General features: G+C 58.1%; 15 protein-coding genes. 6 read left to right on the plus strand and 9 right to left on the minus strand.

The annotated features are described in order from the left end of the window. Positions 1 to 20 precede the first annotated feature (20 nt). The 3 genes from CARG_RS03660 to CARG_RS03670 are packed head-to-tail and all read right to left on the minus strand — an operon-like array spanning position 21 to position 3,081. The gene (locus tag CARG_RS03660; protein WP_020976051.1) at positions 21 to 1,166 is read right to left on the minus strand and encodes an Mrp/NBP35 family ATP-binding protein; all 1,146 of its coding nucleotides are present in this window, start codon (positions 1,164 to 1,166) and stop codon (positions 21 to 23) included. Further along, on the minus strand, positions 1,159 to 1,761 hold the full coding sequence (locus tag CARG_RS03665; protein ID WP_020976052.1) for a DUF1003 domain-containing protein: 603 nt from the start codon (positions 1,759 to 1,761) through the stop codon (positions 1,159 to 1,161). The genes CARG_RS03660 and CARG_RS03665 overlap by 8 nt, the downstream gene beginning before the upstream one ends. Positions 1,762 to 1,806: 45 nt before the next feature. Further along, positions 1,807 to 3,081, minus strand: a complete 1,275-nt coding sequence (locus CARG_RS03670) for a magnesium transporter MgtE N-terminal domain-containing protein (protein WP_041746957.1) — start codon at positions 3,079 to 3,081, stop codon at positions 1,807 to 1,809. Positions 3,082 to 3,147: 66 nt separating this feature from the next. On the opposite strand from CARG_RS03670, the gene CARG_RS03675 reads away from it, so the two are divergent. Beyond that, positions 3,148 to 3,633: a general stress protein gene (locus tag CARG_RS03675; protein ID WP_046204458.1), complete on the plus strand. Its 486-nt coding sequence runs from the start codon at positions 3,148 to 3,150 to the stop codon at positions 3,631 to 3,633. A gap of 28 nt (positions 3,634 to 3,661) precedes the next feature. Here the strand turns inward: CARG_RS03675 and corA are convergent, their stop codons facing one another. Beyond that, entirely contained in the window at positions 3,662 to 4,759 is a 1,098-nt protein-coding gene (corA, locus tag CARG_RS03680) for a magnesium/cobalt transporter CorA (protein WP_407637014.1), read from the minus strand. Between the two features lie 229 nt (positions 4,760 to 4,988). Between corA and CARG_RS09605 the strand changes: the two genes are divergently transcribed. Beyond that, positions 4,989 to 5,681, plus strand: a complete 693-nt coding sequence (locus CARG_RS09605; protein WP_020976056.1) for a type 2 periplasmic-binding domain-containing protein — start codon at positions 4,989 to 4,991, stop codon at positions 5,679 to 5,681. A 120-nt stretch (positions 5,682 to 5,801) separates the two neighbouring features. Here CARG_RS09605 and CARG_RS03690 read toward each other — a convergent pair whose 3' ends face one another. The 3 genes from CARG_RS03690 to CARG_RS03700 form a co-directional block, all read right to left on the minus strand. Beyond that, positions 5,802 to 9,521 carry a multifunctional oxoglutarate decarboxylase/oxoglutarate dehydrogenase thiamine pyrophosphate-binding subunit/dihydrolipoyllysine-residue succinyltransferase subunit gene (locus CARG_RS03690; protein ID WP_020976057.1) on the minus strand — a complete coding sequence of 1,240 codons (3,720 nt, stop codon included), beginning with the start codon at positions 9,519 to 9,521 and terminating at the stop codon, positions 5,802 to 5,804. A 228-nt stretch (positions 9,522 to 9,749) separates the two neighbouring features. Then, positions 9,750 to 13,379: an ABC transporter ATP-binding protein gene (locus CARG_RS03695; RefSeq protein ID WP_020976058.1), complete on the minus strand. Its 3,630-nt coding sequence runs from the start codon at positions 13,377 to 13,379 to the stop codon at positions 9,750 to 9,752. Positions 13,380 to 13,417: 38 nt separating this feature from the next. Continuing rightward, positions 13,418 to 14,140, minus strand: a complete 723-nt coding sequence (locus CARG_RS03700) for a hypothetical protein (protein WP_020976059.1) — start codon at positions 14,138 to 14,140, stop codon at positions 13,418 to 13,420. 91 nt (positions 14,141 to 14,231) lie between these two features. Here CARG_RS03700 and CARG_RS03705 point away from each other — a divergent pair, with 91 nt between their 5' ends. The 4 genes from CARG_RS03705 to CARG_RS03720 all read left to right on the plus strand — a co-directional run bounded on the left by CARG_RS03705 (position 14,232) and on the right by CARG_RS03720 (position 19,198). Next, entirely contained in the window at positions 14,232 to 15,074 is an 843-nt protein-coding gene (locus tag CARG_RS03705) for a (2Fe-2S)-binding protein (protein WP_020976060.1), read from the plus strand. Between the two features lie 94 nt (positions 15,075 to 15,168). Beyond that, complete coding sequence (locus tag CARG_RS03710) at positions 15,169 to 15,888, plus strand: hypothetical protein (RefSeq protein ID WP_020976061.1); 720 nt, start codon at positions 15,169 to 15,171, stop codon at positions 15,886 to 15,888. Next, entirely contained in the window at positions 15,815 to 17,086 is a 1,272-nt protein-coding gene (locus CARG_RS03715; RefSeq protein ID WP_236620162.1) for an MFS transporter, read from the plus strand. Before CARG_RS03710 ends, CARG_RS03715 begins: the two co-directional genes overlap by 74 nt. Before the next feature lie 69 nt (positions 17,087 to 17,155). Further along, the gene (locus CARG_RS03720) at positions 17,156 to 19,198 is read left to right on the plus strand and encodes a DEAD/DEAH box helicase (protein WP_020976063.1); all 2,043 of its coding nucleotides are present in this window, start codon (positions 17,156 to 17,158) and stop codon (positions 19,196 to 19,198) included. A gap of 99 nt (positions 19,199 to 19,297) precedes the next feature. Here CARG_RS03720 and CARG_RS03725 read toward each other — a convergent pair whose 3' ends face one another. Both CARG_RS03725 and CARG_RS03730 read right to left on the minus strand, forming a co-directional pair. Beyond that, positions 19,298 to 19,750 (minus strand): hypothetical protein, encoded by a 453-nt coding sequence (locus CARG_RS03725; RefSeq protein WP_020976064.1) that lies wholly within the window; start codon positions 19,748 to 19,750, stop codon positions 19,298 to 19,300. Between the two features lie 10 nt (positions 19,751 to 19,760). Beyond that, a complete protein-coding gene (locus CARG_RS03730) occupies positions 19,761 to 20,435 on the minus strand; it encodes an HNH endonuclease family protein (protein ID WP_020976065.1) in 675 nt (224 codons plus the stop codon). Positions 20,436 to 20,485 lie beyond the last annotated feature (50 nt).

Genomic DNA, 20,485 nt, shown 5'->3' on the forward strand with positions numbered 1-20,485 from the left:
CACTCAAGGGCACTAGTAATTTATTTTGCGGTGACGTTGAGCCCCAAGGGCTTACCCGCGAGCGATTCCTGCCTCCGCGCGAGGTGGTCGGCGATGCCATTGATTGCCTTGGCTGTGGGACTGTCAGGATCTGCGAGAACCACGGGAACCCCATCATCGCCGCCGGTTCGAAGGGCCGGATCCAAGGGCACTGAGCCCAGCAGAGGAACGGATGACCCAGTAAGGGTGCTCAAACGATCAGCAACGATCTGGCCTCCACCTGATCCAAACACGTCCATTGTGGTTCCATCAGGCAGAACCATCGCCGCCATGTTTTCGATTACACCGGCGACTTTCTGACGAGTCTGCATGCTGATGGACCCTGCACGCTCAGCGACCTCCGCAGCTGCCGCTTGAGGCGTCGTGACGATAAGAAGCTCGCCGCCGGGAACCAGCTGTGCCACAGAGATGGCAATATCGCCGGTGCCAGGGGGCAAGTCGAGGAGTAGGACGTCTAGATCTCCCCAAAAAACATCCGTCATGAATTGGGAAATGGCGCGGTGCAGCATGGGGCCACGCCACACCACGGGGGCATTGCCTTCCGTGAAATGAGCGATCGAAATCATTTTGATTCCGTGTGCTTGGGGCGGCATGATCATGTCGTCAACCTGATGTGGGCGGTCATCCGAACCCAGCATGTGGGGGATCGAGTGACCATAAATATCAGCATCAAGAATGCCGACCGACAATCCCCGTTGCGCGAGCGCCGCAGCCAAGTTCACCGTCATGGAGGACTTGCCCACGCCGCCTTTGCCACTGGCAACTGCATACACACGCGTTCGGCTATCCGGCCGTGCGAAGGGATTTTCAGGTTCAGCTACACCGCCGCGTAGGTGGGCGCGAAGCTCCGCGCGCTGTTCGTCGCTCATGACATCAGTATCGACACTGACATGTTCTACGCCAGCAACCGCTGCAACGGCCTCACGGCAACGTTCAACGATGGTGGACTTCATTGGGCAGCCCGCGATCGTCAGATAGACGGTGACAGCGACCGATGAGCCATCGATATCGATTGACTTGACCATCCCCAGCTCTGTGATGGGGCGGCCGATTTCGGGATCATCCACTTTCGCTAGTGCGGCGCGAATATCGGCGTCTGTGAAGTGAGCGCTCTGAGAATCAGTCATTGTCTTCCTTGTGGTTATGTGTGCTGTGGCGGCCCATGGAGGGCGCATTGAGTTCGGAGAAATCTGCGGGATGTTTGCCGTGTTCCCGAGCAATACGTGCCGCCGATTCGTCATCGAGCTTGTCCTCGATGCGATCGAGCAGACTCCGAAGATCTTCCAGCTCGTGGCGTAGGTAGTCGCGGGTAACCGCGTCACCGAGGGAGATTCGTACGGAGGCTAGTTCGCGAGCCAAAAATTCAGTATCGGCCTTTGTTTGCTCTGCCCGGCGACGGTCTTCCGCGAGGGCCACGCGGTCACGGTCCTCCTGACGGTTTTGCGCCAGAAGAATCAACGGGGCAGCGTAGGCAGCCTGGGTAGAAAACGCTAGGTTGAGCAGGATAAAGGGGTACGGATCCCATTGCCAAGAAAAACCTGCGATGTTGAGGACTACCCAGGCGATCACAAAAATTGTTTGCCAGAAGAGGTATTCGCCAGTGCCGAAAAAACGAGCGACTTTTTCAGCGAAAGCACCAATTTTGTCGGCATCGATGGTGATCAAAGAACGACGCTGTCCCACGGAGGGAGTATCAAGTTCGCTGCGAACAGTATCAGCCACGGCTGCTCCTTTCTGGTTTATGTAAACGGTGAACCCTTTTGTAGGTTACTCGCCTGGTCGAAATCCGCCTTCGCGCCAATCATCGGGCAACATGTGGTCAAGGAGGTCATCGACCGCGACAGCGCCCATGAGGTGCTTATCTTCATCCAAGACAGGGCCACATACCAAGTTGTAAGCAGCGAAATATTTGGCCGCGGTTTCTTTGTCGTCTTCGACATACAAGGGTGGCAAATCTGGATCGAGGATTCCGCCGATGAGTTCGCTGGGTGGCTCGCGCAGCAAGCGCTGGAGATGAACACACCCCAGGTAGCGGCCGGTGGGCGTAGATGTTGGCGGACGGACGACAAAAACGATGGAGGCCAAGGATGTCGGCAACTCCGGATTACGTACCGTCGCAAGAGCCTCCGCAACAGTGGTCTGAGGCGTCAAAACAACGGGCTCGGGGGTCATAATCGCACCCACGGTGTCGTCCTCGAAATCCATCAGACGCCGAACAGGCTCGGACTCCTCAGGATCCATCATCTCAAGCAGCACATCAGCTTTGTCATTGGAGAGCTCGCCCAACAAGTCTGCGGCGTCATCCGGATCCATCTCTTCCAACACATCCGCCGCACGCTCGATACCCAAAGACTCAATGAGCTCGGTTTGTTGCTCTTCGGGCATTTCCTGAAGAACATCGGCGAGGCGGTCATCGTCGAGAGCTTCAGCAACGCGGCGTCGTTGCGCAGGATTCATATCGTGCAGAGTGTTCGCGATATCCACTGGGCGCATGTCACCAAACTGGGCGATGAGCTCTGCGTCGGCATTCGACTGGCCTACTCCAGCAGCAGAAATGCCTTGGACGTGAGACCACGGAGTGATGAATACGTCTCCGCGGCGTCCAAAATTCCTTTTCTGTCCGAGCACAGCGACTCGGGAGATCACCCAATCACGGGAACGGGTTTTTTCGATTTCCACATCGGCGATTTCCACCGCTTTGCCGCGCAGATTTTCAAGCTCTGGATCGTCGACATGCACGCGGGAGCCGATGAGGTCATTCATTGCCGAGAGCTCGCCCGGCCGCGTCGCGAAAGAACGCAAGGACACAGACCCCGACACCAGGGTGATTTCTTTAGGATCGATCGCAGCGATGCGAAGCATCGGCAAAAAGATGCGCCGCTTATTCACCAGTTCCACCACCAGGCCCAAAACGCGTGCTGTCTGGCGTGAGGAACGAACACTAATAATGACGTCGCGGACGCGGCCAATCGGTTCAGTGTCCGGACCGCGCACAATCATCCCTGACAGGCGACCCGCATACAATTTCGACACTGAGCTCATAGCCAACAAGCATACAGTCGCCCATCCGCCACCGAAATGTGTGCTGCTCGTATATCCTTGGCAAGCATGGCAGCACAACGCCCCACCAGAGACCAAGGTTATCGCCGGCAGCGCCCCGAGGGCTGGCCGGTGGGCAGTTTTGAAACCTACGAGCAGGCCCAGGCCGCCGTAGAGATGCTCACCAAGGACGATAGTTTCCCCGTCGCGGAACTCACTATTGTCGGTGTTGACCTCATGGAAGTTGAACGCGTTGTGGGGCGCTTAAGCTGGGGGAAGGTCCTCGTATCGGGAGCACTGTCGGGTATTTGGATGGGTGCCTTCTTCGGGCTACTCATGGGGTTCTTCAACGAAAATTGGGTGGGGCCGTTGATCGCCGGTGTCGTGATGGGGTTGATATTCGGGGTGACGAGCAGCTCGGTGAGTTACGGGGCGTCAAAAAAGAGTCGCGATTTCTCCACGACGACAGAGATCGTCGCCGGACGCTACGACGTACTGTGCAGCCCACCGCATGCGCGGCAAGCTAGGGACATGATCGCCCGCGCACACCTGTAGTTGAGTCTGCGCGCGGCGAGCACAGGGTCTACAGCCAGTGGTTGCGTTTGAACGCCCAGTACACGCCCACGGTGATAGCGGCCATGACAAACAGCACCACAAAGTAGCCATACTGGGTGTGCAGTTCGGGCATGTTGTCGAAGTTCATACCGTAAATACCGGCGATCATTGTTGGCACTGCGGCCATACCGACCAGTGCCGATATTTGGCGCATGTCAGCGTTTTGCTGAAGGGAAATCATCGCCACACCAGCATCGAGCAGTGAGGACAAGCGCTCATCGTAGGAAGCAATTTGGTCCGCGGCGATTAATTCGTGGTCGAGCACGTCGCGGTAGTAGGAGCGGATTTCCTTATCCACAACGTCTTTATTGTTTTGGATCAATAATCGCAACGCTATGGCCAGTGGATCGATGGCGTGCCGCATCTCCAAGATCTCGCGTTTCAGCATGTAGATCTGCTCAATATCGAAGCGCTTGTCCGGGCTGAACACCTCGGATTCCAGCTCGTCGACATCGCCGGACAGCTCGGTCGAAATCCGCAAGTACTCATCGACAAGGCTGTCCGCAATAAACCACGCGATCGCCATGGGGCCGACGATGAAGGTCTCCGGGTCTGTACTGACCTCATGCTCGATGCGTTGTTTGATGGTCTTCATGGGGGACGGGCCGTGGCGCACGGTGATAATGAACTCTGGGCTGATGATCATTTGAAGCTCACCGGTTTGGATGATTTCTTTAGCATCCACCACCGATTCGTGCTCCTTGTAAAACACGGAGCGGATGACCATGAACAATTGGTCGTCGTAGCGTTCCAACTTGGGCCGTTGGTGTGCGCTGACGGCGTCTTCGACGATCAGTTCGTGTACCCCGTAGCCGTCAGCAATATCGGTCATTTGTTGTTCTGTTGGCTGCCCTAGGGATAGCCACATGAAGGCTTTGGGTTCACCGGGGCCGATGGTGGCGTTGTGCTCACGTACGGCAACGAGCGCGCTGTGCTGATCGTAGGGGCCCGGTTGTGGAAGCCCATCGATGAAGACCATGCAGCGCTCAATCAGTTGACTCGGGGGCGCCTTGAGGTCTTTGCCGGGGTGGGCGGAGTTATTTCCTCGGCTGGTGATGCGTGGAATGCTGACCACGGGTCCTCCTCGGGCTTCAATGAGAGGGTGAGCGCAGGGCGGGTGCGTACACAACTGCTCAAGCTTAATACAGTGCCAGTGGATCTGTACATGAGGTGGGGATAGACCTGTTGGGGTAGGTATCCAAGTATGCTTGTATGAGTAGTAAATAACAGTGGTCTGTGGTGTGGCGGAGTGTTCGCGCTTTCGCCCAGTGCCATGCTAGCGGGAAGGGCGTGTGATGCGTCGACGGTTAAGCCTGGGGGCCTTGTGCGTTGCGTTGAGTGTGTGCACTGCTGCATGCAGCCAGCCTGCGCAGAGGCTTTTGAGGGATATCGGCGATCGAGACACCTTGCTCGTTACGTTCAATCCCGTCGATACAGAAAATTGGATTTTGGCGGAGTTGTACCAGACGTCTCTGGATAGCGCCGGCCACCAGGCGTATTCCCACGACAATAATGATTCGGTGCGTCAGGGGTATGCGGCGCTGATTCGCAGTATTAGGGAGGGGGATGCTGACGTCGCGGTCGTCTGCACTGGCACCGCGTTGGAACTGTTGGACCCCGCCAAGGCGAAGGAGCTTTCGGAGAAGTTTGCCGCAAAGGGTGGGCAAACTGCGGATGTGAATTCCGGTGAGACTCGTGATGAGGTGTATGCGGCGATGGTGGCGAGCTTGCCAGAGACTGTCGCTGCGGCGAATCCCTCGACAACCGAAGGCTGCGAAAATTCAGCGGGGGAGACCATGCTGGAGTTGCCCCAGAATATCGTGCCGATTTTCCGTAAGCATTTGTTGGATCATCACGATCGTCAGAGCCTCAACAAAGTATCGGGGATGATCAACCGCGCGGATTTAGACGAGCTTGATGATAAGGCCATCGAGCTTCAATCAGTATCGTCAGCTATCAAGCCCTATTTCATCGACAATGATATTTAACGATATTTAACGCCCGCTAGCTCGCAGCTGAGAGCTGTGCTCCAGCCACCAAGCACAGTTAAAGGCCGCGCTCCTCGACCAACGAATCGAGGAGCGCGGCCTTTAATCACAAGGATTTAATTAATCCTCAAACGCTGCTTGCAGCAGTTGTTCTTGCTCGAAGGCGTGAACCTTAGCAACACCAGTTGCGGTGGAGGATTGAGCGCGGCGGCTGATGCGCTTCATCGGAAGCATACCGGGGATGAGCTCTGGTAGATGCAGGCCGAGGAAGGGCCATGGGCCTTGGTTGGCGGGCTCGTCTTGGCAGAAGCGAATTTCGGTTGCGTTGGGGTAGCAGTCGAACGCTTCCTTGAGGCGGTTGTACGGGATCGGGTGCAGCATTTCGATGCGAACGATCGCGACGTCCTCACGGCCGAGCTTCTTGCGGCGCTTTTCGAGCTCGTAGTAGAGCTTGCCGGACACCAGCATGATGGTCGTCACCTTGTCAGCATCGCCAATGACGTTGCCTTCGCGATCGACCAAGCGCGGGTCGTTGATGACCGACTGGAACTTCTTGACCTCGGTGAAGTCCTCCACGGGGGATGCTGCATCCTTGAGGCGGAGCATCGACTTCGGGGTGAAGACAACCAGGGGGCGCTTGAGATCACCGAGGGCATGGCGACGCAGCAAGTGAAAGTGGTTTGCCGGGGTCGAAGGCTGAGCGACAGTCATAGAGCCCTCAGCACACAGCTGTAGGTAACGCTCGATGCGTGCAGAGGAGTGGTCAGGGCCCATGCCCTCGTAGCCGTGAGGCAGCAGCAGGATGACACCTGAGGTCTGGCCCCACTTGGCCTCACCGGAGCAGACGTACTCGTCGATGATGGTCTGCGCGCCATTAGCGAAGTCGCCGAACTGTGCTTCCCAGGCGACCACGGCATCGGGGTTACCGACGGAGTAGCCGTATTCGAAGCCCATGCCTGCGTACTCGGTGAGTGCCGAGTTGTAGACCAGGAACTTGCCTTCGCCCTTGGAACGAGCGAGCTCGTCGATCGGGTTGAATTCGGCAGCGGTGTTCGGGTCGATCATCACTGCGTGACGCTGCGTGAAGGTACCGCGGCGGGAATCCTCACCTGCGAGGCGAACGAGCTTACCGGAGTTAGCCAGGGTGCCGAAGGCCAACAGCTCGCCCCAACCCCAGTCGATGCCGCCCTCGCGGACGCTTTCCGCACGCTTCTTAGCGACGGGTGCGACGCGTGGGTGAGCAGTGAAGCCTTCCGGAAGATTGACGTAGGACTGTCCGATTTCCACGAGTTCTTCGCGGGTGACGGAGGTATCCAGGCCGTGCGGAAGTTCCTGCGCACTGGTGATGCCCTCTTGAGCCTTAGCCTTCTGCTTTTCAGCAAGCTTGACTTCGTTGAAGACGGACTCCATCTGATCGTGGAAGTCACGAGCAACTGCTTCAGCGTCCTCGTTGGACAGGTCACCGCGGCCGACCAGGTCTTCGGTGTACTTGGTGCGGGTGGTTTCGCGGTTGTCGATGATGTCGTACATCTGAGGCTGAGTCATCGACGGATCGTCGGCTTCGTTGTGGCCACGGCGGCGGTAGCACACGAGGTCGATGAAGACGTCCTTGCCGAAGCGACGGCGGTACTCGGTCGCCAGGCGACCAACCCACACAACGGCTTCGGGATCGTCGCCGTTGACGTGGAAAATCGGGCAGCCGAAAGCCTTCGCTATGTCGGTGGCGTAGTGGCTGGACCGGGAGGAATCCGGTGTGGTCGTGAAACCAATCTGGTTGTTGACCACGATGTGGATGGTACCGCCAACGGTGTATCCACGCAGTTGAGCGAGGTTGATGGTCTCGGGCACGATGCCGAGGCCGGCGAACGCAGCATCACCGTGGAGGAGGATCGGAACAACGGTGTATCCGTCAGGGCCGAGGTCCAGGATGTCCTGCTTAGCGCGGACGATGCCCTCCATCACAGGGTTGACGGCCTCGAGGTGGGAGGGGTTGGCGGTCAAGGTGATCTTGATTTCGCCATCACCAAACATCTGCAGGTGGGTGCCCTCAGCACCGAGGTGGTACTTGACGTCGCCGGAACCGCCAGCCTGGGCGGGGTCGATGTTGCCTTCGAACTCGTTGAACAGGGTGTGCAGTGGCTTGCCAACGATGTTGGCGAGGACATTCAGGCGACCGCGGTGGGGCATACCAATGACAACTTCGTCCAGGCCTTGGCCTGCAGCGGTGTCGATTGCCGCATCCATCAACGGGATGAGGGATTCTGCACCCTCGAGGGAGAATCGCTTCTGGCCAACGTACTTAGTCTGGAGGAAGTTCTCGAACGCCTCCGCAGCGTTGAGCTTCTGCAGGATGTACTTCTGCTCTGCGGGGGTGGGCTTGGGCTGACCAGCTTCGATCTGATCCTGCAACCAGGTGCGCTCGTCGCGATCCAGAATGTGGGTGTACTCGGAACCAACCTTGAGCGTGTAGGCAGTGCGGAGCTTCGCCAACACCTCGCGGAGAGTCATGGTCTCGCGACCATCGAAACCACCGACGTTGAAGGTGCGGTCGAGGTCCCAGAGGGTCAAGCCATGCGACTCGATGTTGAGGTCGCGGTGGTCCGGAATCGGCATACCGGGCTGTACCCAGTGCAGCGGGTTGATGTCGGCGAGGAGGTGGCCGCGGGAGCGGTAGGCCTCGATCAACTGCATGACGCGGGTGTTTTTATCAACACTGGTGTTGGGCAGATCCTGGGCCCAGCGCATGGGGGAGTAAGGCACGCCCATGACGTCGAAAACGTGGTCCCAGAAGTGATCATCGACCAACAGGCGGCTCATGGTGCGGAGGAATTCACCGGACTCTGCACCCTGGATGATGCGGTGATCGTAGGTCGAGGTGATGGTGACGAGCTTGCCGACACCGAGCTCTGCGAGGCGATCCTCGGAAGCACCCTGGAACTCCGCAGGGTAGTCCATGGAGCCGACACCGATGATGGCGCCCTGGCCCTTAGTCAGGCGAGGCACAGAGTGGCGGGTGCCGATGCCGCCGGGGTTAGTGAGCGAAATGGTGACTCCGGAGAAGTCTTTACCGGTGAGCTTGCCTGCGCGGCCACGGTTGACGATGTCTTCGTAGGCTTCGACGAACTCGGAGAAGGAAAGGGACTCACATTCGCGGATTGCTGCGACAACCAGTGCACGGGAGCCGTCCTTTTGCGGCAGGTCGATAGCCAAACCGAGGTTGATGTGCTCCGGTACCACCAAGAAGGGCTTGCCATCGCGCAACTCGTAGGCGTTGTTCATGTCCGGGTGGGCCATGACTGCCTTCACCATGGCGTAGCCGATGATGTGGGTGAAGGAAATCTTGCCACCGCGGGTGCGGCGCAGGTGATCATTGATGATCGCGCGGTTTTCGAACATCAGGCGCGCAGGCATGTCGCGCACTGACGTCGCGGTGGGGACCTCAAGGGAAAGGTCCATGTTCTTAGCAATCGCCTTGGCGATGCCCTTCATCTCGGTTGCACCGGATTCCGGTAGATCGCCCCCCGCGTTCATCGGGGAAGCTGCGGCCTTCTTGGCAGCCGCAGCGGCTGCTTCCGAATTAGCGGCTGCCGAAGCCGGGCCGGGCTGGCGTACCTTCTTTGCCGGGGCAGGGTGCGCGGCTTTGGTTGCCGCGTCAGATGTGTCCTTGGTGTCCTGCCCCTGAGCGGTGGCAGGTTCAGGGGCATCGCCGGAAGTGGGATTACCATTCGCGGCAAAGAAGTCTCGCCATTCCTGATCCACAGATTGCGGATCCTTTTGGAACTGCTGGAACATCTCGTCTACCAGCCATTGGTTCTGGCCGAAAGAATTAGCGCTGCTCACGGCAGGTGCTCGCCTCTTTTCCTATTGGGGTACATGGTGTGCTCCTCATGCCCACTGCGGGGCAGTGAAGAGCAACGTTTCGTTGATTGTTTTCGCTATTGATCATTGAGCGTTATCACCGTCCATGGTTGCACAGTCGCATTGGAAATATGCGCGCGACACCACGGCCGGTAAACGGGCTTCATCCAGAATAGCTAAAAAACCACAAAATGTGGCCTTTGTCTACCTTTATTGGGGCATGTCCGTGCCAGAATACTGCCACAGCCGAGCATAGTGCCCGGCCTGAGCTAGAAGTTCACTGTGAGAACCGTCTTCAATAATGCGACCAGAATCGACAACAAGAATGCGATCGGCACGTGCAGAGGTTGCGAGCCTGTGGGCAATAATTACCGAGGTTCGTTGGGTTCCCTCGGCTGCATTATCCAACGTCGTATGAAGGCTTTCCACCACCGTGGCCTCGGTATTTGGGTCTAAACTGGCCGTCGCTTCGTCGAGGATCAAAATAGAAGGCCTGACAAATTCGGCGCGGGCCAACGCGATCAACTGGCGCTGGCCTGAGGACAACCTGGAGCCGTTGCTGATCTGATAATCGAAGCCTCCAGGTAGCGCCTCGATTGTGCTTCGCGCCCCCACAGCCTCCGCCGCAGCAACAACGCGGTTATGAAGATCATCCGAGGGGGTATCCGTCAGGGGAGTGTTGTTCTCAGCTTTCATCCCTTGGGGGACATGGGGGTATCCGTACGCAATGTTATCGGCGATGCTTCCCCTAAACAGGTGGCCCTCTTGAGGAACGTAGCCCAACTGTTGCCGCCACTGGTCAATGGGGAAACCATCAATGGGTGCACCACTGGCGCATACACGCCCGCTGACAGGATCGTAGAACCTGGCCAACAACTTGGTGAGCGTCGATTTGCCGGCCCCCGTCGGCCCCACAATCGCCACCGTAGACCCAGGCTTAATCGACACATTAATGGCATCAAGCGCAGCCTCCGCGCTACGCGCACCACCGTAACTAAACGCGACGTCATCGTAAACGAGAGGTCCGCGGGCACACTGTGCAGCATTGGGGTTGGAACCCTCGTCGCGCACCGATGCCTTCGTCGACAACAACTGCTGTATCCGCTGCAAACCCACCCGCGACTGCTGATAAGAATCAAACACTTGGGACAGCTCCTGGATCGGCCCAAACAGCATCCCCATGTACATCACAAAACTAATGACGACGCCAGCAGAGACCTCACCGCGCGAAATCTGCACCGCACCGAACCCCAAGACCGCAGCCCGAGCAACCTCCGACAAAGCATTCATGCCCGGGAAATACACAGACACCGCAGTCTGAGACTGCAAACGCAGACGACGATAGCGATCGGACTCGGAAGCAAAACGCTCCAAAGTAGCGTCCTCGCGGCGGTACATCTGCGTTACCAGAAGATTGGCGACCAGCTCCCGAAAATCAGCATTAACACCACTGACCTGCTCGCGCGATTGGGTATACAAACGCGCGGAAATCCTGCGGAACACAATCGTGGCGACCCCCATCACCGGCACTATCGCCAAAGCCACAAGTGCCAAGCTGGTGTCGGTAACCAACAGCATCAACACCACGCCCGCCAACGTACCCACCGCGACAATAGCCTGCGCCACCGACGTTCTCAGGAAGGAACTCAAACTATCGATGTCCGTCGTCATGCGGGTCAACACCTTGCCCACACGAGTGGATTCGAAATAATCCAGGCTCAAAGACATCAAATGTTTAAACGAACGCGTGCGCAGCGCCAACAGCAATTGCTCACCCGTGCGCGCAGACAACACCGTCGAAGCCACCGCGACCGCCCAGCTAGCGATAACCAACGCACTGCCACCGACGGCAACCCACAGCAACGTGCTCTTAGCCTGCTCCGTCGGAGCAGCGACACCGTGGTCGATCGCGACACGAACAAGAGCAGGGAACGCAAGATCGCCTAAAACCGACAACACAAACAAAGCCACAACCCCCGCCAACGGCCACGCAACAGTGCTAAGCAGTGCGCGAAGAGTAGCATCCGCAGCAGTCGGAATGTCGCTGGAGTCCGCAGCGTCGGCAGAAACAACCGGCCTGGGTGCGCCGCCCTTTGGAATGCCCGCTGGGTGGCCACGACGCGGCATCCCCCCAGACTGATCGCTAGCGCTACCAGTCGGCGCAGACGTTTTCGGGGCGGCGGCAACACCCGACATAGACGTGCTCGGTCCGGCGCCCACAGAACACTGCGTCACCTCGATTACCTGATCCGCCCAACGAACAGTCGACTCGCGATGGGCAACCATGATGACAGTCATATCCGGATAATTCTCGCGCAGTGCAGAAAAGACAGCCTGTTCCGTCGCAGCATCCACAGCCGACACGGCGTCATCAAGCACAAGAACCCTAGGCGGGCACACCAACGCTCTAGCCAACGCAAGCCGCTGACGCTGACCACCCGACAACGTCATGCCAGACTCGCCGACAACGGTGTCCACACCATCCGGAGTCGCACGCACAAAACGATCAGCCGACGCAGTACGTAACGCCCGCTCAACATCAGCATCAGTGACGTCGCGGCCCACGGTGATGTTGTCGCGAATGCTTGCGGAAAACAGATACGGATCATCAAAAACACACACCACGTCGCCCCGAACAGCAGGGGAGAGCTCCACATCGCCACCGCTATCCGAGGTCAACATGATGCGGCCAGAAGCTAGCTGCTGAAAACCACCAAGCACATCCACCAACGCGCTCTTACCGCTACCAGGAGGGCCCGTTAGCGCCAACCAGTGCCCCGCAGGCAGAACACAACTCATCGCCGCAGACGGATCACCCGTCGGAACAACAACGTTTTCGAAACGTACCCCCAATGGGCCCTCCGCTGCCGGCGCCACAGGATCATCCCACCGCAACAACGCGTCAAGATCGATGACATCGAACACGCGCTTCACCGAGCTCATCGACGTGATAATGCGCAAAGACATAGCCGAAAGCATGCGCGAAATGGCCGTCAACGTGGTCAAATACGAGGCGAAAGCGACAAAAGTACCCAGTGTGATCGAACCGGTATGCACCAGCCAACCACCCAAAGCCACGTTGGCAACCACCAGCAGCTTCGGAAGCTGATCCAACAAAGGCTGGAAACGCGCCATCACCCGGGCCACCACCATGCGCAGCTCGTACAAGGTACGACTGGATGCCTCAACACGCTCGCACTCACGACCCTGCTGGTTGAAGGCCATCACCACGCGGATCCCGCGAACGGCCTCCTCTACCTCACCGGCCACAACGCCCTCCTGCTGCTGAGCTGCAGCAGAAGCCTCGAATAAGCGCTTGCGCGAGCGCCACGCCCCCACAACAATGATCGGGATCGACACCAAAGCCATTGCCGCAAGAGGCGGCGACAGCCACAGCATCACAACGATGACCCCCGCCATTTTGATCGAAGACCCAAGCGCCAATGGCAACATCGCAAGAATCGCCTGCACTGTGGACAAGTCAGAAATCGTCCGACTCATCAACTGCCCCGAATCGACCTGACGAGCCGCAGGCCCATCCAACCGGTGAACCGAACGCAACGCATCAATGCGCAACAGGTGCTGGGTGCTCAAACTCAAGCGCCCGGCCGTGTACCTACGACCAAATTGGAAGCAGAAACGTACCACGGCGATAGCCACCAATGCAGCAATGAGTGGCGCAACCGGGCTGCCCCCAATAGCCCGGTCAATCACATCCTTGGTCAGTAGTGGCGTGTAGACCTCAGCGGCAACCACCATCAAAGTGCATACCGCAGTGACAACAGACAGTCTCCGCTGAGCGACGACGACCTTTGCAAGCCTCAGGGCTGAATCAAACACGTGACAAACTGCCTACACGCTGCACTAAAAGAAACCGATTAAAACTCTGCAGGGAGCGGGCCAAGGGAGGTACGTGCGTTAGAGATCACTTTGTGCGCCAGCGTGCGGTTAGCGAAGGTGCCAACAACCGCGCCCACGCCCAGAGGCAGCAGCTTGCCCAACCATGCAGCCTTGAACTTCTTACCCATGCGCTTGACCGCGGCGGCAGTCAGCTTAGAGTTGACGTCCTTCAAACGCGGAGCACCAAAGCGGGTGAGGGTGGCGGCGACAGATGCGCCATTTTTCTTGTTCAGATCGCCCACCGCGGCGTCAACAATCAGAGTGCCGGCCGAACCTAACAACACCACCAAGATCAGTGCACGACGACGTTCCTCGTCGTGGATATCGACGCCGCGTAGATACGCCGACGCCATCACATACAGCGTCGCAGCATCAAGAAACACCAAAGACTCCGCGCCAACAGCAGCGGCACCAGTGACGAAACCGATCCCGGGGATCGCAGCTGCAGCACCCGCACCCGCACCCGAGCCCATAGCCAGGCGCTTGAGATGCTTGTCCATCATTTTCTGAATCTCGCTGGGCGACGCGTCGGGGTTTCCGGCACGCAACCACTCGACGTATTTGACGATGGCACCGCTTTGCATATGGGCCGCGCGATCAACAGCCTTGATCAACATCCGCCCGCTAGCGCCCGCACGCTGCTCGAGCGCAGCGGGATCAGAGTTCACAGCGTCTGTAATGGAATCCGTATTGGTAGCCATAAGCACACAGTCTAGTAGGGCTCCTAACGGCAGCATTTGTTAGCCTGGGACACTAACAACGCACGACCGCCACATGGATAGGGCAGCACCCATGACATCCCCACCTGACAGCGCAGCGCATCGCGACGCCGTCCTGAGACAGTGCGCTCACCTGTGCGCAGACTACCCACGTTTTGCCCCAGCGCTGCACCCTCAGGATGAGTCGCGGACCTTAACAAATGATGAGCTGCAGCAGCACATTCCACGCGCAATTGCTGATTGTCAGCAGCGTTTCAATCTGGAGCAGCCTAAACATGCTGCACAAGTGTGGTGGTTTTCGGCGTGCAATACTTTTGTGGGGCCGGCTGTGACCGCAGCGGTGGAGTACGCCGCCATTCTTGACATGCATCTGGATGATGGCCAGCTGTTTCTTCGCGATGACGAAGACTACTGGTTGGGTTTCATGCCCGGACGGGTCCATAGGCTCGAAGACACCACCGACGAATCCACGTGCGAGCTACTAGCCGAACAAGCAGCCGCGTTCGCTCGCAGCATCACACCGATTGTTGAGCAACTGGCCGAGCAGGCATCTATGCGGCCCAAACCTTTGTTCGCGATCGCCTATGACGCACTCATCCAGGCTGCGATCAATGCTGGTAACGACAGCTTCGATCCTGCGGAAGGCATAAGGGTCGCCCATGCCTTGGGGCGGGGTTTTGGTTCAGTCACCGGGATCGACAATCTCATCGTTGAGGTAGTGGATGGTCAGTGGGAGGATGCTGACGTCGCGGGGGCCCTGGCGGGCGAAATATGCGAAGGGCACCACGTGGCGCGCCGGGTGAGTTGTTGCATGATTTTTCACTCCGCGAGCAGTGGGAAGTGCGCGAATTGTCCTCGTCAGACCCCGCAGGATCGACATGCAGCGGTGGCATCGATCGTTGATTCGGACTTTTAGGGGCCGGCCGCGGGGTGCGTTCTTCGGCTAGGCTAGGTGCCGTCGCGGGCAGGCGCCGTCTGTTTGTTGAAACTTTCCGTAGAAAAGGTGTGTCGTGAGCTTTTTTGAAGACATTGCTCTGGCTCTGGATGCTGAGGGTATTGAATCTCGTGCCACGGAGGCTCCAGATCCCACACTCTTTGTTCCGATCAGTGCGGATGTGGAAATTCAATTTGTAGAAACTGATCCCGTGCTTCCCGCAGCCAACGTGTATGTCGCTGCGGCTGACGTTGATGAAGACGATGAAGATTTTGACGCCGTGCTCACCTCTGTTGTGTTTTCGGTTGAGGATGCAGTCGCTGCGGTGGCCCAGCACATCGCAACCGACCAATTGGTGAGCATTCTTCGTGAATTGTTGGAAGGCTCCGATAGCCGTTTGCAGGATCTGCAGTTTTTCCAGGATCCTGTCGTTCCTTCATTGGTGACGGCAGAGGTTGGTGATTCATCCACCCTTGAAGTGAGTGTTTCAACGGTGGATGCTGCACCGGTGGCTCGGGTGCGTTTTATCTGCCCGGCACCGGTTGACGCCGATAATCTGGCGCAGCAGTGTGAAGAGTGTGACACAGATGCGGTGGCTGAAGAAGTGCTGGAACTAGGCACTTTTAAGGAGATCAATCGGCTGTTTGACATTGTTGCTTTCGCAGCGGAGCAGGCGGATTCGTGGGAAGAGCAGCTTGTTCCGGTAGCCGATTACGAGGCCTATGGCGATCTTTACGATCACCCGGCAGAAGCACTCGATGACATCGATGGTGTTGATGACGTCGAGCAGTTCTGAACAATCACCTTCGCGCACTCCGATTCCCAGAGAAATTTGGGTGCTGGTTAGTGCTGCGCTGGTCATTGCGTTGGGCTATGGCATGGTCGCGCCGATCTTGCCTCAGTTCGCTAAGAGCTTTGATGTAAGTATCGCTGCGGCATCCGCCGTGGTGAGTGCTTTTGCGGGTATGCGTTTGCTGTTCGCTCCTGCAGCTGGGCGCCTGCTTAACGCTTTCGGTTCTCGCACCGTGTACCTATCCGGTTTGTTGATGGTGGCCGTGTCCACAGGGCTTGTGGCAACCGCACATGACTACTGGCATGTGTTGGTGTTGAGGGCTGCGGGCGGTATTGGATCCACCATGTTCACGGTGTCTGCGATGGGGTTGATTGTCCGCATCGCACCGCCATCCATTAGGGGTAAAGCCTCATCGACGTATGCGACTGCGTTTCTGTTGGGCAATATTTTGGGACCTTTGTTGGGTTCGGCATTGGCAGGCTTAGGTATGCGGGTGCCTTTTATCATCTATGGCATCGCCCTGCTTATTGCCACTGCTTTGGTGTGGATCATGCTCGATCCTGCGGTTATTCGTGACGTCGAGCAGCATGGTGCTTCTGCGATGCGGTTGCGCGAGGCATGGGGCCGTACGTGCTATCGAGCAGCACTCGTCGGGGCTTTTTACAACGGGTGGGCAAACTATGGAGTCAGGGTTGCGATTATCCCGCTGTATGTGGCGACGTTTCACAGTGCTGCACTGACGGGCATGATTTTGGCGAGTTTCGCAGCGGGTAACGCTGTTGCATTGCAAGGAGCCGGTCGTCTGGCGGATACATTGGGGCGAAAACCGCTGGCGCTGACGGGCATAGTGACGAATGCCACCTTCGCAGCTGTGCTGGGGTTGAGTCAGCACACGGCCGTGTTGATCGGTGTTTCGGTTCTGGCTGGTGCAGGGGCGGGTATTTTAGCGCCCGCACAACAGGCTACTGTCGCTGATGTTATCGGACAGGAGCGTTCGGGAGGCGGGGTGCTTGCGACGTTCCAAATGGTGCAAGACCTGGGCACAATCAGTGGCCCACTGATTATCGGAATGGTTGCTGAAGCATTCGGTTTCAGGTGGGCCTTTGCCTTGTGTGCGGCTATTGGATTGGTGGCTGTCGCGGCGTGGGCGCCGGCTGAAGAACCGCTTGGGCTCGGGCAGTCTAGGCCCCAGCCAGCCTGATGTGCTGACGCCACGCGAGGCCGTCATAAATAGCTAAACAGGGGCGGAACGCGTACAGTGGCTAAAACAATGAGCAATACCGATAACGTCACCAGCGGCGTTGAAGAGCTGGAAAACGTGAACTTGTCGGAAGTGGAAGATCATTCGCAGGACGTCCAAGAAGACGTCAGGGAAGCGAAAGAATCTGAGGCTACCGGCCCGATTAATGGTTTTGAAAGCCTTGGACTCCCTGCGAACGTGCTCGCAGCAGTCAAGAAGGTGGGCTTCGAGACCCCGTCCCCCATTCAAGCGCAGACCATCCCGGTGCTGATGGAAGGCCACGACGTTGTGGGCCTCGCACAGACCGGTACTGGTAAGACCGCTGCATTCGCACTGCCAATCCTTTCCCGGATTGACCTGGACATGCGTAAACCCCAGGCTTTGGTCCTGGCCCCCACCCGTGAGCTAGCACTACAGGTTGCAGACAGCTTCCAATCCTTCGCCTCCAGCCTTGGTGGCATCCACGTGCTGCCGATCTACGGTGGCCAGGCCTACGGCATTCAGCTGTCCGGCCTTCGCCGCGGTGCGCAGATCATCGTCGGCACCCCGGGTCGTGTCATCGACCACCTCGAAAAGGGTTCCTTGGACATCTCGGATCTTCGCTTCCTCGTGTTGGACGAAGCAGACGAGATGCTCAACATGGGCTTCCAAGAAGACGTCGAGCGTATTCTCGCCGACACCCCGGAAGACAAGCAGGTTGCACTGTTTTCCGCCACAATGCCCAACGGCATTCGCAGGATCGCCCGCGAGTATCTGCGTGAGCCGAAGGAAATCTCGGTCAAGTCCGAGACCCGTACCAATACCAATATCACCCAGCGTTACCTGTCGGTCGCGCACCGCAACAAGCTCGACGCCTTGACCCGCATTCTTGAGGTCACTGAGTTTGAGGCCATGATCATGTTCGTGCGCACCAAGCACGAAACTGAAGAACTCGCTGAAAAGCTCCGTGCACGCGGATTCTCTGCTGCAGCTATCAACGGTGACATCGCGCAGGCACAGCGCGAGCGCACGGTCGACCAGCTTAAGGACGGCCGTCTCGACATTCTGGTCGCAACAGATGTTGCTGCCCGTGGTCTTGACGTTGAGCGGATCAGCCACGTGCTGAACTATGACATTCCGAATGACACCGAAAGCTATGTCCACCGCATCGGCCGTACTGGTCGTGCTGGGCGCTCCGGCGAAGCTATTTTGTTTGTCACTCCCCGCGAGCGTCGCATGCTCCGTTCCATTGAGCGCGCCACCAATGCGCCCTTGAATGAGATGGATCTGCCGACCGTCGATGAGGTCAACGAATCCCGCAAGAGGAAGTTCGCGGATTCCATCACCAATGCGCTTGAGCACGCTGAGGTCGCTGTGTTCCGCAAGCTGGTCAAGGAGTACTCGGAAGAGCACGATGTTCCCCTTGAGGACATTGCTGCCGCTTTGGCCACCGAGGCCTCGTCCGGCGATGAGTTCTTCATGAAGGAACTTCCCCCGAGCAAGCGCGATCGCTTCGATCGTGACAACCGCGGCGACCGTGGTGATCGTGGCGGCCGTCGTGATCGCTTCGACCGCGAAGCCCCCACGCGTTTCGATCGCAGTGGTAAAGAGATGGCCGTATACCGCTTGGCAGTGGGCAAGCGCCAGCACGTGCGCCCCGGTGCTATCGTCGGCGCTCTTGCTAACGAAGGTGGTTTGAGCAGCAAGGACTTCGGCCGAATCAACATCGCTGTTGATCACACCCTGGTCGAGCTTCCCAAGGACCTTCCGAAGGAAGTGTTCGAGGCACTCGAAGACACTCGTATTTCCGGTCAGCTGATCAACATTGAGCCAGATCCCGGCGCGCCCATGGGGCGTCCTGCAGCGCATCGCTCCCGTGGGGACCGCGATGATCGTGGCGGCCGCGGTGGTTTCCGTGGGCGTGATGATCGTCGTGATGATCGCGGTGGCCGCGGTGGTTTCCGTGGGCGTGATGATCGTCGTGACGATCGGGATGATCGTGGTGGCCGTGGTGGTTTCCGTGGGCGTGATGATCGTCGTGACGATCGCGGTGGCCGTGGCGGCTTCCGCTCACGCAACAACGATCGCTATTAGAAGCAGTCGTCGGCTTGAGGCCGACTAGCTGCTAAAGCTTAAGGGCTGGGAAGATCTCAACGAGATCTTCCCAGCCCTTAAATGGCTTTTAGGGGGGTTTTAGATGAACATCAATACCGCGGCGATGATCCACAGTGCGTTGAAGATTCCAGAAAACATGGCGAGTTGCTTCTTCAGCGCGGGGGCTTTGTCGGGTTCAGCTGCGTGCGCTGCGGGGTCGGTAGCGAGCGCCAGCAAGGCTTTTTGGCGGGGGAGAACCAGGAAGAACAGGACAGCCCAGGCGATGACGCTGATGAGGATCGCGGCGTGAAACTTACCTTGCTTCATGTAGGCACTGTCGAAGATGAACATTCCCAGGCCTGCTAGTGGCACGAGGAGGCTCAGCAGTGCGTAGGTGTTGGTGATGCGGTGCAAGATGCGGGCAGAACCGAGGGAGGATTGGTCGCCTCCTGTGGCTTGGAGTGCGAAAGCGGGGTAGAGGGAGGATGCAACCGCCACGGGCCCGAGGAATAGGATGGCAGCAATGATGTGCACGATAACGAGGATATTCACCCGCTAAACCCTACCCAAGGGTTGCGTGGAGCGCATCTTGGACGATGCAGGCGCGTTTCATGGTGCTGACGTCGTCGTTGCTCAGGTTTAACTGGTAGGTTGCGGCAATCAGCGCTATTCTGCGTGCGTACCAGCAGTGCACGGTGCGGTCGGGCGGCATCCATTCGGCTGGTAGTTTGTCGCCTTTGTCTTGGTTGTGGGTGCGGGACACGGCGACGAGGTTGAGTGGGTCGTTGGCGAAGGCACGCATTGTTGTGTGGTCCCAGGTGTAGGCGCCCATGTCCCAGGCTGCTGATAGGGGAAAGATGTGGTCGATTTCTATCGCTTGGTTGACGTTGGGGCCCATCCGTCCATTGCCGTAGGGATCTGCTGCCTCACCGCGGATGAGCGTGCAGCCATCGAGTGATTGTGGGCCGAGTGCTCGGGAGAGTTCGCGTTGTCGCGTGGTACACGGATGGGTGTTGACGTCGGCCGTGGCCCATCCCCCGAATTGCTCACGGTGGTAGGGGGCTGTCGCCGGCCGGTCGCTGCGCTGTCCCCTGGGTATGTGGGGCAGTGTGTGCGCTAGTGGAGGGTCGTAGGTGAAACCTTCTGTTGGGTGGCCGGGGTGTAGTGAGTGGGCGATGGTGACGATGGTGGCAATAATCAGCAGGCGTTTGTAGTTTCGGAGGGGGTCACGGAGCATATCTACATAGACGTCGTGGTGGTGGGTGTGGTTCCGGGGCCGGGTAGTCT

The organism is Corynebacterium argentoratense DSM 44202, from assembly GCF_000590555.1.
Lineage (GTDB): Bacteria > Actinomycetota > Actinomycetes > Mycobacteriales > Mycobacteriaceae > Corynebacterium > Corynebacterium argentoratense.

Excerpts from the sequence above, each read along its gene's own strand:
- CARG_RS03660 (WP_020976051.1), bottom strand. The coding sequence starts at position 1,166 with ATGACTGATTCTCAGAGCGCTCACTTCACAGACGCCGATATTCGCGCC.
- CARG_RS03670 (WP_041746957.1), bottom strand. The coding sequence starts at position 3,081 with ATGAGCTCAGTGTCGAAATTGTATGCGGGTCGCCTGTCAGGGATGATT.
- CARG_RS03675 (WP_046204458.1), top strand. The coding sequence starts at position 3,148 with ATGGCAGCACAACGCCCCACCAGAGACCAAGGTTATCGCCGGCAGCGC.
- CARG_RS09605 (WP_020976056.1), top strand. The coding sequence starts at position 4,989 with ATGCGTCGACGGTTAAGCCTGGGGGCCTTGTGCGTTGCGTTGAGTGTG.
- CARG_RS03700 (WP_020976059.1), bottom strand. The coding sequence starts at position 14,140 with ATGGCTACCAATACGGATTCCATTACAGACGCTGTGAACTCTGATCCC.
- CARG_RS03705 (WP_020976060.1), top strand. The coding sequence starts at position 14,232 with ATGACATCCCCACCTGACAGCGCAGCGCATCGCGACGCCGTCCTGAGA.
- CARG_RS03715 (WP_236620162.1), top strand. The coding sequence starts at position 15,815 with ATGGCGATCTTTACGATCACCCGGCAGAAGCACTCGATGACATCGATG.
- CARG_RS03720 (WP_020976063.1), top strand. The coding sequence starts at position 17,156 with ATGAGCAATACCGATAACGTCACCAGCGGCGTTGAAGAGCTGGAAAAC.
- CARG_RS03730 (WP_020976065.1), bottom strand. The coding sequence starts at position 20,435 with ATGCTCCGTGACCCCCTCCGAAACTACAAACGCCTGCTGATTATTGCC.